Origin of the sequence: Novosphingobium aromaticivorans DSM 12444, from assembly GCF_000013325.1 — a bacterium.
Lineage (GTDB): Bacteria > Pseudomonadota > Alphaproteobacteria > Sphingomonadales > Sphingomonadaceae > Novosphingobium > Novosphingobium aromaticivorans.
On record NC_007794.1, the window covers coordinates 956,690 to 970,437 of the forward strand.

At 67.0% G+C, this 13,748-nt stretch carries 17 protein-coding genes; 8 read left to right on the plus strand and 9 right to left on the minus strand.

Annotation, left to right across the window (positions count from 1 at the left end; translation table 11 throughout):
* Positions 1–103: 103 nt before the first annotated feature.
* The 4 genes from SARO_RS04500 to SARO_RS04515 are packed head-to-tail and all read left to right on the plus strand — an operon-like array spanning position 104 to position 3,138.
* Complete coding sequence (locus SARO_RS04500) at positions 104–1,372, plus strand: hypothetical protein (RefSeq protein WP_011444559.1); 1,269 nt, start codon at positions 104–106, stop codon at positions 1,370–1,372.
* 33 nt (positions 1,373–1,405) lie between these two features.
* Positions 1,406–2,020, plus strand: a complete 615-nt coding sequence (locus SARO_RS04505; RefSeq protein ID WP_011444560.1) for an HdaA/DnaA family protein — start codon at positions 1,406–1,408, stop codon at positions 2,018–2,020.
* A gap of 27 nt (positions 2,021–2,047) precedes the next feature.
* The gene (gene epsC, locus SARO_RS04510) at positions 2,048–2,770 is read left to right on the plus strand and encodes a serine O-acetyltransferase EpsC (protein WP_011444561.1); all 723 of its coding nucleotides are present in this window, start codon (positions 2,048–2,050) and stop codon (positions 2,768–2,770) included.
* Between the two features lie 35 nt (positions 2,771–2,805).
* Positions 2,806–3,138: a DUF2794 domain-containing protein gene (locus tag SARO_RS04515; protein WP_083760766.1), complete on the plus strand. Its 333-nt coding sequence runs from the start codon at positions 2,806–2,808 to the stop codon at positions 3,136–3,138.
* Positions 3,139–3,151: 13 nt separating this feature from the next.
* On the opposite strand, the gene SARO_RS04520 is transcribed toward SARO_RS04515, so the two are convergent.
* From SARO_RS04520 to pyrE, 9 genes are read right to left on the minus strand one after another with little or no spacing between them, the layout of a single operon-like run.
* Positions 3,152–3,565 carry a PaaI family thioesterase gene (locus tag SARO_RS04520; RefSeq protein ID WP_011444563.1) on the minus strand — a complete coding sequence of 138 codons (414 nt, stop codon included), beginning with the start codon at positions 3,563–3,565 and terminating at the stop codon, positions 3,152–3,154.
* A complete protein-coding gene (locus SARO_RS04525; RefSeq protein ID WP_011444564.1) occupies positions 3,562–4,065 on the minus strand; it encodes a PaaI family thioesterase in 504 nt (167 codons plus the stop codon). Before SARO_RS04525 ends, SARO_RS04520 begins: the two co-directional genes overlap by 4 nt.
* A gap of 53 nt (positions 4,066–4,118) precedes the next feature.
* Positions 4,119–4,562: a Holliday junction resolvase RuvX gene (gene ruvX / locus SARO_RS04530; RefSeq protein WP_407667758.1), complete on the minus strand. Its 444-nt coding sequence runs from the start codon at positions 4,560–4,562 to the stop codon at positions 4,119–4,121.
* Between the two features lie 20 nt (positions 4,563–4,582).
* Positions 4,583–5,698, minus strand: coding sequence for a DUF3089 domain-containing protein (locus SARO_RS04535; protein WP_011444566.1), 1,116 nt, complete (start codon positions 5,696–5,698; stop codon positions 4,583–4,585).
* A gap of 3 nt (positions 5,699–5,701) precedes the next feature.
* The gene (locus SARO_RS04540; protein ID WP_011444567.1) at positions 5,702–6,769 is read right to left on the minus strand and encodes an AI-2E family transporter; all 1,068 of its coding nucleotides are present in this window, start codon (positions 6,767–6,769) and stop codon (positions 5,702–5,704) included.
* Positions 6,770–6,774: 5 nt separating this feature from the next.
* Entirely contained in the window at positions 6,775–7,680 is a 906-nt protein-coding gene (gene lepB / locus SARO_RS04545) for a signal peptidase I (protein ID WP_011444568.1), read from the minus strand.
* Positions 7,677–8,096 carry a holo-ACP synthase gene (acpS, locus tag SARO_RS04550; protein WP_041550141.1) on the minus strand — a complete coding sequence of 140 codons (420 nt, stop codon included), beginning with the start codon at positions 8,094–8,096 and terminating at the stop codon, positions 7,677–7,679. Before acpS ends, lepB begins: the two co-directional genes overlap by 4 nt.
* The gene (locus SARO_RS04555; RefSeq protein WP_011444570.1) at positions 8,093–8,836 is read right to left on the minus strand and encodes a pyridoxine 5'-phosphate synthase; all 744 of its coding nucleotides are present in this window, start codon (positions 8,834–8,836) and stop codon (positions 8,093–8,095) included. Before SARO_RS04555 ends, acpS begins: the two co-directional genes overlap by 4 nt.
* Complete coding sequence (gene pyrE, locus SARO_RS04560; protein ID WP_011444571.1) at positions 8,833–9,417, minus strand: orotate phosphoribosyltransferase; 585 nt, start codon at positions 9,415–9,417, stop codon at positions 8,833–8,835. Before pyrE ends, SARO_RS04555 begins: the two co-directional genes overlap by 4 nt.
* A gap of 278 nt (positions 9,418–9,695) precedes the next feature.
* On the opposite strand from pyrE, the gene coxB reads away from it, so the two are divergent.
* The 4 genes from coxB to SARO_RS20945 all read left to right on the plus strand — a co-directional run bounded on the left by coxB (position 9,696) and on the right by SARO_RS20945 (position 13,748).
* Positions 9,696–10,745 carry a cytochrome c oxidase subunit II gene (gene coxB / locus SARO_RS04565; RefSeq protein ID WP_011444572.1) on the plus strand — a complete coding sequence of 350 codons (1,050 nt, stop codon included), beginning with the start codon at positions 9,696–9,698 and terminating at the stop codon, positions 10,743–10,745.
* A gap of 27 nt (positions 10,746–10,772) precedes the next feature.
* Positions 10,773–12,461: a cytochrome c oxidase subunit I gene (gene ctaD, locus SARO_RS04570; RefSeq protein WP_011444573.1), complete on the plus strand. Its 1,689-nt coding sequence runs from the start codon at positions 10,773–10,775 to the stop codon at positions 12,459–12,461.
* Positions 12,462–12,661: 200 nt separating this feature from the next.
* Positions 12,662–13,576 (plus strand): heme o synthase, encoded by a 915-nt coding sequence (locus SARO_RS04575; protein WP_011444574.1) that lies wholly within the window; start codon positions 12,662–12,664, stop codon positions 13,574–13,576.
* 1 nt (position 13,577) lies between these two features.
* Positions 13,578–13,748, plus strand: coding sequence for a hypothetical protein (locus SARO_RS20945; RefSeq protein WP_011444575.1), 171 nt, complete (start codon positions 13,578–13,580; stop codon positions 13,746–13,748).

The window sequence follows — 13,748 nt, forward strand, 5'->3', positions numbered from 1 at the left end:
TCCACTTGCCTTTGGGCAAAAGCGGGATTGTCCGGTCCGAAAATTCGAATTCCGGATGCTAGCATGGCCAGTGTCGCGGCCCATTCTGAATTTCGGAGTTCCCTTGGTCGCCCTGCGCCTGCCATTCGAAAACGCCAAGAACCGCAAGGCCCTGATGATCGGGCTCGCCCTGGTCGCGGGCCTTGGCGGAGCCGCGCTTGTCGCGCAGATCGAGGGAGATCGCGGGATTCCGCCGATCGCCAGCAACGGCGACTATGAAGTGCGCGGGATCGAGGTCAACGTCGGCGGCGACAATGCCGAGGACGCGCGCAGCAAGGGCTGGCGCGAGGCGCAGCGCAAGGCGTGGGAAAAGCTGTGGTCGACCAACGGCAGCGGCGGGGCCGCGCCGGGGCTGGACGATGCGACCATCGAATCGATGGTTTCGGCCGTGGTGGTCGAGCACGAGCAGATCGGGCCGCGCCGCTACATCGCGCGGCTGGGCGTGATCTTCGACCGCGCCCGCACCGGCGAGCGGCTGGGCATGACAGGCGTCAAGGCGCGCTCGGCGCCGCTGCTGGTCATCCCGGTGCTGTACCAGGGCGGCGTGGCGACGGTGTTCGAGACGCGCACCCCCTGGCAGAAGGCCTGGGCGGAGTATCGCACCGGCAACAGCGCCATCGACTATGTCCGGCCCGCAGGCGCGGGTTCGGATTCGCTGCTGCTGACCGCAGGGCAGCTCGACCGGCGCAGCCGCAACTGGTGGCGCCTGATTCTCGACGAGTTCGGCGCGGCCGACGTGATCATGCCGATCGCACGGCTTGAGCGGTCCTATCCCGGTGGGCCGGTAACGGGGACTTTCAGCGCGCGCTATGGCCCGGACAATCGCTTTCTCGGCAGCTTCACGCTCACCGCGAAGAGCGAGGCCGAAGTGCCGAAGATGCTGGAAGACGCCATCGGGCGGATCGACGGCATCTATACCCAGGCACTGGTCGCAGGAACGCTGCGGCCCGATCCGACGCTGAACATGGCGCCCGAAGTCGATCCGAAGCTGATCGAGCAGATCATTGCGGCGGAAGGGCCAAGGCCGGTCGTCGCGCAGACCGCAGGGCCGGACGCTGCGCCGACCGCTGCGGCGAGCGCCTCGGCCTCGGCCGCCGCAACGACGCTGACGATCCAGTTCGCGACGCCCGATGGCGCCGCGGTCGATGCCGGGATGGCGGCGGTGCGCGGGGTTTCCGGCGTGCGCAGCGCAGTGTCCAGTTCCATCGCGATCGGCGGGACATCGGTCATGCGCGTGACCTTTGCCGGCGACATCGACGCGCTCGCGGCGGCGCTGCGCGCACAGGGTTGGCGCGTGACGGTGGGCGCGGGCGCTCTTTCGATTCGCAAGTAAACTCTTTGCGAAACTGAGCGTATAATTTCTGTCATGTCTTCGCAGATCGCCCTTCCGCTGGTGACCGCGCGCGGTTCGGAGACCGTGATCATGGGCCCGTCGCTGGTGCCTGCGATCAACGCCCTGCAATCGGCCGATAGCTGGCCGTTCCGGACGGCGATCCTTGCCGGGCCGCCGCGTTCGGGCAAGAGCCTGCTGGCGCGCTGGTTTGCCGAAAGCGGGGCAGGCGACGTGGTGGACGGGGCCGATTCGCTGCCGGAGGACGAGGTGTTCCACCGCTGGAACCGCGCCCAGGCGGAGGGGCGACCGCTTCTGCTGGTCTGCGACCGGGCGCCGGGGCAATGGAAGATCGCGCTGCCCGACCTGGCATCGCGGCTTGGCGCGGCGCTGCTGATCGAGATCGGCCCGCCCGACGACGAACTGATCGCGGGCCTGATCATGGAACATTCCATGCGGCGAGGGCTCGTCATCGGGGACGCGGTGCTTGCGTATCTGTTGCCCAGGGTGGAACGCAGTCACGCCGGAATCGAGTTGCTTATTGAAACTCTTGACCGTCTGTCTCTTGAGCGTAAATCACCCGTCACCATATCCCTGGTACGCGACGCGATCGCGGAGCGGACCGGGGCATTCCAGCCGCGCTTGCTTTGAGACGGCTTTAGAGAGAGAATCAGGGGCATGTTCAACGGCCTGATCGCCTATCTGGACTCGATCCGCTCGCGCGATCCCGCGCCGCGATCGCGTTGGGAAATCCTGCTCTACCCGGGGCTGTGGGCCGTCGGGTTCCACCGCGTGGCGCACTGGCTGTTCGAGGCGGAGCTGTATTTCCTTGCCCGCGCGATCAATCACTTCTCGCGTTTCCTGACCGCCATCGACATCCATCCGGGCGCGAAGATCGGGAAGCACCTGTTCATCGAGCATGGCTTTACCGTGATCGGCGAGACCGCCGAGATCGGCGACAACGTGACGATCTACCAGTGCGTGACGCTGGGCGGGACCAATCCGACCAACGGCATTCCGGGCAAGCGCCACCCTACCTTGTGCGACGAGGCCATCATCGGGTCCGGCGCGCAGATCCTGGGGCCGATCACCGTGGGCGCCCGTGCACGCGTCGGCGCGAATGCGGTGGTGACCGACGACGTGCCGGAAGGCGCGACGATGATTGGCCTCAAGGCGCGTTCGACGCTGGTCCCGGCCGAGACCTGGCTCAAGCAGTTCATTCCCTATGGCACGCCCTGCAAGGAGCCGTGCGAGCCCAATGGCGGAACGCGGGTCGACGATCTCGAGGCGGAAGTTGCCGCGCTCAAGGCCCAGGTGGCCGCGCTGATGGCGGCGCGCGACGGGGGTGACGACCTGACGCCCGCGCCGACGCCAAGCCGGGCGCGGAGGACGCGCAGCTGAGCGCGACCGGTCCCGACGCCGGGAAGTCCGGCACGATCCTGCCCTTTCCGCATGTCCCAGCAGCGCAGCAGGTCGGTTTCGACCGGCTTGAGCTGTTGCGCATCCTCGACCTCTACGGGCGGATGGTCGCGGCGGGGTTGTGGCGCGACTATGCGATGGATTTCGGCAGGGACGCGGCCGTGTTCGCGGCGTTCAAGCGCACTGCCGAGCGGCCGACGGCGCGGATCGAGAAGCGTCCCGCGCTGCGAGGCAAACAGGGCATGTGGGCGCTGTTCGGCGAGGCAGGGCAGGTGCTGAAGCGCGGGCAGGACCTGGCCGGCGTGCTTTCGCCGCTGGAGCGCCGTTTGATGAAGGTGGTCGAGGACTGACCGCCCGGCCGCATCAGCCCTTGGGCTTGATGAGGAAGTTCATCCAGCAACTGGCCAAGGGCTTGTCGCGGTCGGCCTGCCAGGCTTCGGCGCGGACGTTGGCGATGCGGCGGCCAGCGCGGATCACTTCGCCTCGGGCGAAGGTTTCAACGGTGATGCCGCCGCGCAGGTATTCGACCGAGATGTTGACCGGCTTGATCCGCACGCTGGCGTCTTCCGCGCCGAGATCGGCGTGAAGCGCCATGATCGCGGCGATTTCGAGCATTCCGGCGATCGCGCCGCCGTGCAGGTAGCCGGGGCGGCCCATCGCGCGGTCGGAAAAGTCCATCGCGAGCAGCGGCGCACCGTCGAGCAGGCCTTCGATCCGCATGCCCATCGCGCGGGCATAGGGCGGGAGGCGGTCGGTGAGTATCGTGGGCGCGGTCATGCCTTGGCTCCGGAATCGCGGGACCAGCCGTCGGCGTCGACCTGGATGAAGATGCCGGCGGCGTGGGCAACCGGATCGGAAATGTCGCCATCGTGGGCGATGCCGCGCACGAACGCCATCGAGCGCTTGAGCTGGTAGCATTCTGCCCAGGCGACGATGGTCTTGCCCGGCGTTGCCGCGCGCACATAATCGACGCGAAGGTCGAGCGTGACCTGGGGGCGGAATCCGCCGCGCAGGGCCCAGACCGACATCGAGGTGGCATTGTCGAGCAGGCTGATGATCGGGCCTGAGGCGAGGACGCCCGTTTCCGGATCGCCGACGAGGTCTTCGCGCCAGGGAAGGGCGAGTTCGATCCAGTTATCGCCGTGGTCGCGATACTGCATGCCGATGAAGCCGGTGTGCCCGTGGCGCATCATGAACGAGCCGAAGCGCGACGGATCGAAATCCATGCCGGGCGGGATGGCCGGGCGGCCTCCGGTGCTTTCCGGGTTGCTATCCATGGAGGAATCCCTGCCGCAGCACGGCAGGGATTACAAGCGCATTAAGTGCATGGTTAAAATGCGCTTCCGGCCAGCGCGTCGATGGCGCCCTGGAGGATCAGCGCGGCGGCGTGCGAATCGATTCGCTCGGCCCGCTTCGCCCGGCTGAAGTCCTGTTCGATCATCGCGCGTTCGGCAGCCTGGGTCGTCCAGCGTTCGTCCCACAAGAGGATCGGCAGGCCGAGATCCTCGAGATTGCGCGCCATGGCCCGGGCCCCCTGCGAGCGGGGGCTTTCGGAGCCGTCCATGTTGAGCGGCAGGCCGATGACGATTCCCTTGACGCCGCGCTCGGCGACAATGGCGCGGATCTGGGCCTTGTCGGCGGCAAACTTGGTGCGGCGGATGGTGGTTCCGGCCGTAGCGAAGCGCCATTCGCGGTCGCACAGGGCGACGCCGATGGTCTTCGTGCCGGTGTCGAGGCCGATCAGGCTGCCGCCTTCGGCCAGGGCATCGCGCATCTCGAGGGCGGACTGGGTGATCACCGCGCGGCCGCGCTCCACGCCCTGACCCGCCGCGCGACGTCTTCGCGCAGGTTCGTCCAGAACAGCGGGATGTCGTAGACGTGGTAGTTGTTGCCCGGCAGCACGAAGGGGCCGAGGTCGGGTGGGCTGCCGATCATCAGCAGGCCGGTGGCCTCGTCGCATCGTGCCGGCACGGCCTGACGGATGATCTCGCCGCCGTCGAGTTCATCGGCTGGGTGAAGTGTGCCGAGGTTGGCGGATGCGGGCGCGCTGCCGCCGGTGCGGCCGGTGAGGGGGTTCGTGCAGAGAACAGGCTCGGTGCCCTTGGCCTTGCCGTCGAGGGCGGGGCGGGCGCGATAGGCTTCAAGGACGAGCGTCGGATCGGCTGGCTCGGCAAAGCTGGACCAGCTCACGATGCAGCCCTGCTGGTCGGGTGCGGCGCAGGCCGGCAGGCCCATCGCGGGCAGATCGTGCTGGATAGAGATCGGCCAGCCGATGGGATAGGCGGCGACGATCCGGCGGGCGAGCGGCTTGCCCGCGACGCGATCCTTCAGCAGCTGCATGAGGTGGAGCGCGCCCTGGCTGTGGCCGGCAAGGACGATCGGCGTATCCGCCGGAATGGCGGCGAGGAACGCGTCGAAGGCGCGCAGCACGTCGACGTAGGCGGTGTCGAGCGCCTGCTGGCCTTCGGGCTTGTCGGTCAGGAACGCGCCGAACGCGGCCTGGCGATAGCGCGGCGCCCAGACTTGCGCCTGTCCGTTGAACGCGCTGGCCATGCCTTGCACGAAGTACCCCGCGCGGCGGCGGGCGTCGGTATCGTCCAGCGGCCCGTTCCAGTGTTCGCGGGCGAGGTAGCTGGTCGGGTGGACGAAGAACACGGCAGCGCGTCCTTCGCCGCGACGCACGCCGGCGGGAGCCCATTGCGCGGGATCGCCGGTGCCGAAATCGGGCCGCGAGATCCACATGTCGCGGCTGAGATAGGCCCCCGCCGCCGGAGGGTCGAGGCGCTCGAACGCGGCGCGCGGGACGAAGGCGAAGCGCGTGAGCTCGTTCGACCAGATACGCAGGGCGAACATGGCCGCGATGACGATGACGGCGAGCACGGCGATTAGGTAAAGGAACTTGCGGGCCATGGGCTATCCCTGGTCGGCGACGCGATTGGCGTCGTTGCGCTCTGCCTGCCGTTCGAGCGCGATCTTGAGCATGGCGATGATCGGATCGGCGAGCATCAGGCCGAGAATGCCGAACAGCAGGCCGAACATGAGCTGCGCGCCCAGCACGAGCGCCGGGGCGAGGTCCGCCGTGCGCTTGGCGACCATCGGTACGATGATGTTGCCATCGACCGTCTGGACGATGACGTAGACCGCGATGCAGAACAGGCCCATCTCGGTCCCGCCCGAAAAACCGACCATGATCATCAAGGCACCGGAGATCGGCGCCCCGATGTTGGGCAGGAAAGCCAGGAGGCCGGTCAGGAGGCCGAGCAGGGCCGCCATCGGCACACCCCACCAGGCTAGCAGGCCCCAGGTCGCAAAGCCTTCGACCGCCATGCCGATGAGCCTGCCGAACAGCAGCATGCGCAGAGACTTGCCCATGCGGACGGCAGTGCCTTCGAAATGGGCGCGGCTGCGTTCGGGCAGCATCCAGGCAACGCCCCGGCGGTAGAGATCGGGTTCCAGCACGAAGTAGATCGCGAGGATGAATATCAGGAACGCGGTGGTGAAGCCGCCGAAGATGCCGCCGAGCGCGCGCGTGACCTGGCCCACGCTGCCCAGGACCTGGCTGGCGATGGCCTGCAGGTCGAGGTTCTGCATGGTGATGCCATGGCTCTGCGCCCAGAGGGCGAGGCGTTCGAGCTGGGTCTGGATCACCGCCGGAAATTCGGCGGCCTGCGCGGCGATCTGCCCGCCCGCGAAAGTGACAAGCCAGACGAGGAAGCCGAGCGCGCCCAGCAGTACGAGCGTGATGCGGAGCCAGCGCGGCAGGAACGGCGCGACGCGCGCGATCAGGCGCTGGCCGCCGTCGATCATCGCGGCAAAGACGATGCCGCCGATGATGACCATGATCGGCTGTGCGAGCAGCACGGCGAGCGCGAAGAGGGCGGCAACGCCAAGCCACACCGCCGCCTTCTTGGCTTCGCGGCGGACCAGGTCGTCGCTGATGTCGGTAGGGCCGGCGGGACGCGCCGGGGCAATGTCATCCATGCGGATCAGGGCTCCCCTTCACCCGCCGGCAAGGGCTGGCGGCGGATTTCGGGGCGCAGTCTGGTCCAGGCGCGGCCGTCGCGCAAGGCGGAGAGCCACGTCAGCGGGTTGAGCGTTTCGCTGCCGTCGAGCGAGAAGGTCACGAATTCCGCGCGGCCGCCGACATTGGCGAGCGGCACCGGCCCGCCCAGGCCCTTTTCCTCGATCGGGGCACGGCTGTCGGCCGAATGATCGCGGTTGTCGCCCATCAGGAAGACGTGCCCCGGCGGAACCACCGTTTCGGGATAGTTGTCGAGCATCTGGTCCATGTGGTCGATGATCAGGTAGCTCGCGCCGTTGGGCAGGGTCTCGCGGAAGGCGGGAAGCTCGTAGATCTCGCGGCCGTCTGCGAGGCGGGTGCGATAGCGCTCGAACATGTCGTAGCACGGAGCGCCGTCGCACGAGAGGTTCGGATCGGCGGGGATCCGCACGGGCGGCACGGCCTGCTGGGGCACGAGCTTGCCGTTGAGGATGATCTGGCCGTGGATCACGGTGATGCGGTCGCCCGGCAGGGCAACGACGCGCTTGATGTAGTCCTCGTCGCGGTCGGGCGGGACGGCGATCACGACGTCGCCGTATTCGGGCGTCTGTGGCAGAATCCGCCGCTCGCCGCGCGGCAGGACGTGGAACGATGCCGAGACCCACGACCAGCCGTAGGGATACTTCGACACGACCAGCCTGTCCCCCACGAGGAGGTTCGGCATCATCGAGATCGACGGAATGTAGAACGGCTTGGCGACGAGGCTGTGGAACAGCACCACGGCCAGCAGCATGGCGACGAGGCCGCGAATTTCCGACCACCAGTCGACGCTGTGTGGCGGTGGAGGGGGCGGGGAAAGGGGTTCCGGCGGCCGGGAAATCTGGTTGTTCAAGCTGGGGTGCTTCCGGGAAGCGGGCGGGCCTCGATCACGACGAAAGCCTGCGCCCAGGGGTGATCGTCGGTGAGCGTCAGGTGGACCACGGCCTCGTGGCCTTCAGGCGTGATCGCGGCGAGGCGCGCGGCGGCCCCGCCGGTCAGGGCAAGCGTGGGTGCGCCCGAGCGGGCGTTGACGACGCCGATGTCCTTCATGAACACGCCCGCCTTGAACCCGGTGCCGACGGCCTTGGAAAAGGCTTCCTTCGCGGCGAAGCGCTTGGCCAGGGTTCCGGCGCGGGTGAAGGGACGGCGCTCGGCCTTGGCCTTTTCGGTATCGGTGAAGACCCGGTTGACGAAGCGTTCGCCGAACCTTTCGAGCGAATTGCTGATCCGCTCGATGTTGCACAGGTCCGAGCCCATGCCGATGATCACCGCGCTTCGTCCATGAGATCGCGCATCCGGCGCACCGCCGTATCGAGCCCGACGAAGATCGCCTCGCCGATCAGGTAGTGGCCGATGTTGAGTTCCGCGAGCTGTGGAATCGCGGCGATGGGCTGCACGTTCTCGTAGGTGAGGCCGTGGCCGGCGTGCGGTTCGATGCCGTTGCGCGCGGCAAGCGCGGCCATGTCGGCGATGCGCCTGAGTTCCACGGCGCGGGCATCGCCTTCGGCATGGGCATATTCGCCCGTGTGCAGTTCCACCACCGGCGCGCCGAGCTTCATCGCGGCTTCGATCTGCCGCGGCTCGGGGGCGATGAACAGGCTGACGCGGATGCCGGCATCCGAAAGACGCGCGACGATCGGGGCCAGGCGGTTGTGCTGGCCGGCGGCGTCGAGCCCGCCTTCGGTCGTGCGTTCCTCGCGCCGTTCGGGGACGATGCAGGCGGCGTGCGGCTTGTGGCGCAGCGCGATCTCGAGCATCTCGTCGGTCGCGGCCATTTCGAGATTGAGCGGCAGGCTGGTTGCCGCCTGGATTCGGGCGAGGTCCTCGTCGCGGATGTGGCGGCGATCCTCGCGCAGGTGCGCGGTGATCCCGTCGCCGCCGACCGCCGCGACGATCTCTGCCGCGCGCACGGGATCGGGATGGTCGCCGCCGCGCGCGTTGCGGATGGTGGCGACGTGGTCGATGTTGACGCCGAGGCGGAGGCGTCCCGAGGTCAGGGCGCTGTTCACGGCTTGGCCCGGCTGCCGGGCTTCACGGCTTCGGTCGCCGCGAGTTCGGGCGGAAGCTCGTCAGGCGCGTAGGTCGGGAAGTTCAGGGCCACCAGCGGAAAGAAGGGTACGCCGAGATCGACCGCGCCGGCCGAGCGGTCGACCAGGGCCGCAGCCGCGATGACTTCGCCGCCGGCCTGCTCGATGGCCTTGATCGCCTCGCGGCTGGAAAGGCCGGTGGTGACCACGTCCTCGACCATCAGGACCTTCTCGCCCGGATTGAGCGCAAAGCCCCGGCGAAGTTCGAAGGTACCGGTCGGGCGTTCGACGAACATTGCCTCCACGCCGAGCGCGCGGCCCATTTCGTGGCCGATGATCACGCCGCCCATCGCGGGCGACACGACCTTCTGGATCTGATGGCGCAGGTCACGCGGGATCTTCGCTGCGGTGGCCGCGGCGAGGCGCGAGGCGCGCATCGGGTCCATCAGCACGCGCGCGCATTGCAGGTAATGCGCGCTGTGCCGCCCGGACGAGAGCAGGAAGTGGCCTTCCAGAAGAGCCTGGCTGGCGCGGAATTCGGAAAGGATCTCGTCTTCGAGCATCTGACACCTAACGGCGGAAAAACGAGCGCCCAAATGACGCTTGCGCGCACGAGGGGCAAGGGATTTCGACCGAGGGTGCCGACAGGCATGCGCATAGGTACGCATTGCCTGCCCGAACGGGCGTGCGCGACCCGTGAAAAATATGCGCCGAGCCGCTTGAGGCTTGTGTCAACCGCGCGTATAGGCCGCTGCAATCGAGGGACTTAGAGGGGGTGCGCATGCGCCTCCTTGATGCAGCGCAAAACGCGCGCAAACAGGGAAAAGCGGAAACTTCGACGATGAGTCTTGCCGATACCGCCCGCGCCACGGGCAAAGCCATCCGGACCCTCGGCGTTGCTGCCGCACTGGCGTTCGGGACCCAGGCGATCGCCGCCACCCCCGCCGCGCCGGTCGCTGCTCCGGCTGCTGCCGCCAGCGAATCGGCTGCCGCTGCTCCGGCTGCGGCCGCTGCTGCTGCCGATACCGCCGACAAGGGTTCCTATGTTCCCATGAAGCCGACGCCCGGCAAGGGTCAGCCGGTTGACGGGGGCTGGACCTTCCAGGACCAGTATTCGCCCATCGGCGATCAGGGCCTGTGGATGCACGACTACGTGCTGATGCCGGTCATCGTCGCGATCACGCTGCTGGTGCTGATCCTGCTGCTGGTGGTGATGGCGAAGTTCCGCCGCGCCGCCAACCCGGTCGCGTCGAAGACCAGCCACAACACGCTGATCGAAGTTATCTGGACGCTGATCCCGGTGCTTATCCTGGTGGTCATCGCGGTTCCGTCGATCCGCCTTCTGGCCCACCAGTACGAGCCGGCGCCGAAGGGCGCGCTGACCGTCAAGGTCACCGGCTACCAGTGGTACTGGGGTTACACCTATCCCGACAACGGCGGCTTCGAAGTCATTTCGAACATGCTGCCCGAGGAAGAAGCCCTGAAGCGCGGCGAGCCCGGCCATCTTGCGGTCGACAACCGCATGGTCGTTCCCGCGGGCGAGCCGATCCGCATCCAGACCATCGGTTCGGACGTGATCCACTCGTTCGCCGTGCCTTCGCTGTGGTTCAAGCTGGACGCCGTTCCGGGCCGGATCAACGAGAAGGTGCTCTTCATCAAGGAGCCGGGTCTCTATTACGGCCAGTGCTCCGAACTGTGCGGCGCCCGCCACGGCTACATGCCGATCGCGGTCGAGGCCCTGCCGCGCGCCAAGTTCGAGGCATGGGTGAAGACCCAGCCCGGCGGCACCGTCGGCCCGGTTGCCGAAGCTGCTCCCGCTGCCGTTCCTGCGGCAGCCGCAGCTCCCGCCGAAGCCCCGGCCGCCGACGCTTCCGCAGCGCCTGCCGCCTGACGAATTCATCGACAAGGTTTGACCGAGATGGCCACCATACCAGCTAACGAAGGCTTCGATGCGCATCACGATGCGCACGACCACGACCATGATCATCCGGGCTTCTTCGCCCGGTGGTTCATGTCCACCAACCACAAGGACATCGGTACGATGTACCTGATCTTCGCGATCTTCGCGGGGGTCATCGGCGGCGCGGTTTCGGGCATGATGCGTGCCGAACTCGCACAGCCGGGCATCCAGTACCTGGGCATGTTCGCCGAATTCCTCGGCGAGAAGAACCCGAGCTTCGACCAGCAGCTCCACCTGTGGAACGTGCTGATCACCGCGCACGGCCTGATCATGGTGTTCTTCATGGTCATGCCCGCGATCATCGGCGGCTTCGGCAACTGGTTCGTTCCGATCATGATCGGCGCGCCGGACATGGCGTTCCCGCGCATGAACAACGTCTCGTTCTGGCTGACCTTCGTCGGCTTCTGCTCGCTGATGTTCTCGGCCTTCGTGCCGGGCGGCACCGGGCAGGGCGCCGGCACCGGGTGGACGGTCTACGCGCCGCTCTCCACTTCGGGCTCGGTCGGTCCGGCCGTCGACTTCGCGATCTTCTCGCTGCACCTTGCGGGCGCGGGTTCGATCCTGGGTGCGATCAACTTCATCACCACCATCTTCAACATGCGCGCGCCGGGCATGACCCTGCACAAGATGCCGCTGTTCGTGTGGTCTGTGCTGGTTACCGCGTTCCTGCTGCTGCTGTCGCTGCCGGTCCTTGCCGCCGCGATCACCATGCTGCTGACCGACCGCAACTTCGGCACGACGTTCTTCGATCCGGCCGGCGGCGGTGACCCGGTTCTGTACCAGCACCTGTTCTGGTTCTTCGGCCACCCCGAAGTGTACATCATGATCCTGCCGGGCTTCGGCATCATCAGCCAGATCATCTCGACCTTCAGCCGCAAGCCGGTCTTCGGCTACCTCGGCATGGCCTACGCCATGGTCGCGATCGGCGTCGTCGGGTTCATCGTGTGGGCTCACCACATGTACACCACCGGCCTCGACGTGAACACGAAGATGTACTTCACCGCCGCAACCATGGTCATCGCGGTGCCGACCGGCATCAAGATCTTCTCGTGGATCGCGACGATGTGGGGCGGCAGCCTCGAGTTCAAGTCGCCGATGGTCTGGGCGATCGGCTTCATCTTCCTCTTCACCGTGGGCGGCGTGACGGGCGTCGTGCTGGCCAACGGCGGCGTGGACGACAACCTGCACGACACCTATTACGTCGTCGCGCACTTCCACTACGTGCTGTCTCTGGGTGCCGTTACCGCGCTCTTCGCCGGGTTCTACTACTGGTTCCCGAAGATGAGCGGCCGCATGCACTCGGAGTTCCTTGCGCACCTGCAGTTCTGGATCTTCTTCGTCGGCGTGAACCTGATCTTCTTCCCGATGCACTTCCTCGGGATCCAGGGCATGCCGCGCCGCTATCCGGACTACGCGCTGGCCTATGCCAAGTGGAACGAAGTGGCCTCGATCGGCTACGCCATCATGGCGGTATCGATCGTGATCTTCTTCATCAACATCCTCTACGCATTCCTTGCCGGCAAGAAGGCGGAAGCCAACTACTGGGGCGAAGGTGCGACGACGCTGGAATGGACGCTGTCCTCGCCGCCGCCGTTCCACCAGTTCGAGACACTGCCGGTGATCGACGACAAGGCCCACGCACACTGAGCCTGACCGTCGGCCCAAGGGCTGAGACGAATGGGCCTCCGGGGAAACCCGGGGGCCTTTTTCGTGTCAGCCCCCGGGCCGGGCAGACGAGGCGCCATCCCGCTCTTCCGGTGAAACCGTTGCCGGGAATCCTGCACTGCAACACCTCGTCCCCTTTCGCTTCCATCCCGGTTCAAGCGCGCGTATAGGCGCGGCCAGTCATGGATTCTGCCAAGCCCCTTGCCCTTCCCGCCGACTGGCGCGATTTCTTTGCGCTGACCAAGCCGCGCGTGATGACGCTGGTGATCTTCACCGGCCTGTGCGGGCTTCTGGCGGCGCCGGGCACCATTCATCCGGTGATCGCCTTCACCGCCATCCTGTGCATCGCGGTGGGGGCAGGCGGCGCGGCCGCGCTCAACCAGTGGTGGGAAGCCGACATCGACGCCGGGATGAAGCGCACGGCGCAGCGGCCGCTGCCCGCGGGCCGGATGGACCGCACATCCGCGCGCGACTTCGGCTTTGCGCTTGCGGGCGGCTCGGTCTTCGTGATGGGCCTTGGGGTGGGCTGGCTCGCGGCGGTGATCCTGGCCTTCTCGATCTTCTATTATAGCTGGATCTATACTGTCTGGCTGAAGCCCCGCACGCCGCAGAACATCGTGATCGGCGGCGGCGCGGGTGCGTTCCCGCCGATGATCGGGTGGGTGGCCGTGACCGGCGACATCACGCTGATGCCGGTACTGCTGTTCCTGATCATCTTCATGTGGACGCCGCCGCACTTCTGGGCACTCGCCCTGTTCGTGCAGACCGACTACGCCAAGGTGGGCATTCCGATGATGCCGGTCGTCGCGGGCGAGCGGTCGACGCGCAAGCAGATCCTCGCCTACTCGATCCTGCTTCTGCCGCTGACGCTGGTTCCCTGGTGGATCGGCGGGGCAGGCGCGGTCTATGGCTGGTCGGCGCTCGTGCTGGGCCTGGTCTTCGTCGCCCTTTCGGTGAAGGTCGGGCTGCGGCGCTCGGTACCGAACGACGGCATGCTGCCGGAAAAGCGGCTGTTCGGCTATTCGGTGCTTTATCTCTTCGTTCTCTTCGGCATGCTGGTGGGGGACCGGCTCGCCACTGTACAAGGCTGGCAGTAAAATGACGGAACCCCAGAACCACGAGAACATGACCGCCGAGCAGACCGACCTGTACCGCGCCCGCCAGCGCGGGCGGAACAAGGTGCTGGGCATCGTGCTGGGATCGCTCGCGATCCTGTTCTTCGCGATTTCCATCGTGAAGATCGCGGCGCAGTCGGGCGGAGCGCACTGA

Coding starts and splice junctions, on each gene's coding strand:
- SARO_RS04505 (WP_011444560.1), top strand. CDS start 1,406: ATGTCTTCGCAGATCGCCCTTCCGCTGGTGACCGCGCGCGGTTCGGAG.
- epsC (WP_011444561.1), top strand. CDS start 2,048: ATGTTCAACGGCCTGATCGCCTATCTGGACTCGATCCGCTCGCGCGAT.
- SARO_RS04520 (WP_011444563.1), bottom strand. CDS start 3,565: ATGACCGCGCCCACGATACTCACCGACCGCCTCCCGCCCTATGCCCGC.
- SARO_RS04525 (WP_011444564.1), bottom strand. CDS start 4,065: ATGGATAGCAACCCGGAAAGCACCGGAGGCCGCCCGGCCATCCCGCCC.
- ruvX (WP_407667758.1), bottom strand. CDS start 4,562: ATGCGCGATGCCCTGGCCGAAGGCGGCAGCCTGATCGGCCTCGACACC.
- SARO_RS04535 (WP_011444566.1), bottom strand. CDS start 5,698: ATGGCCCGCAAGTTCCTTTACCTAATCGCCGTGCTCGCCGTCATCGTC.
- SARO_RS04540 (WP_011444567.1), bottom strand. CDS start 6,769: ATGGATGACATTGCCCCGGCGCGTCCCGCCGGCCCTACCGACATCAGC.
- pyrE (WP_011444571.1), bottom strand. CDS start 9,417: ATGCTCGAAGACGAGATCCTTTCCGAATTCCGCGCCAGCCAGGCTCTT.
- coxB (WP_011444572.1), top strand. CDS start 9,696: ATGAGTCTTGCCGATACCGCCCGCGCCACGGGCAAAGCCATCCGGACC.
- ctaD (WP_011444573.1), top strand. CDS start 10,773: ATGGCCACCATACCAGCTAACGAAGGCTTCGATGCGCATCACGATGCG.
- SARO_RS04575 (WP_011444574.1), top strand. CDS start 12,662: ATGGATTCTGCCAAGCCCCTTGCCCTTCCCGCCGACTGGCGCGATTTC.
- SARO_RS20945 (WP_011444575.1), top strand. CDS start 13,578: ATGACGGAACCCCAGAACCACGAGAACATGACCGCCGAGCAGACCGAC.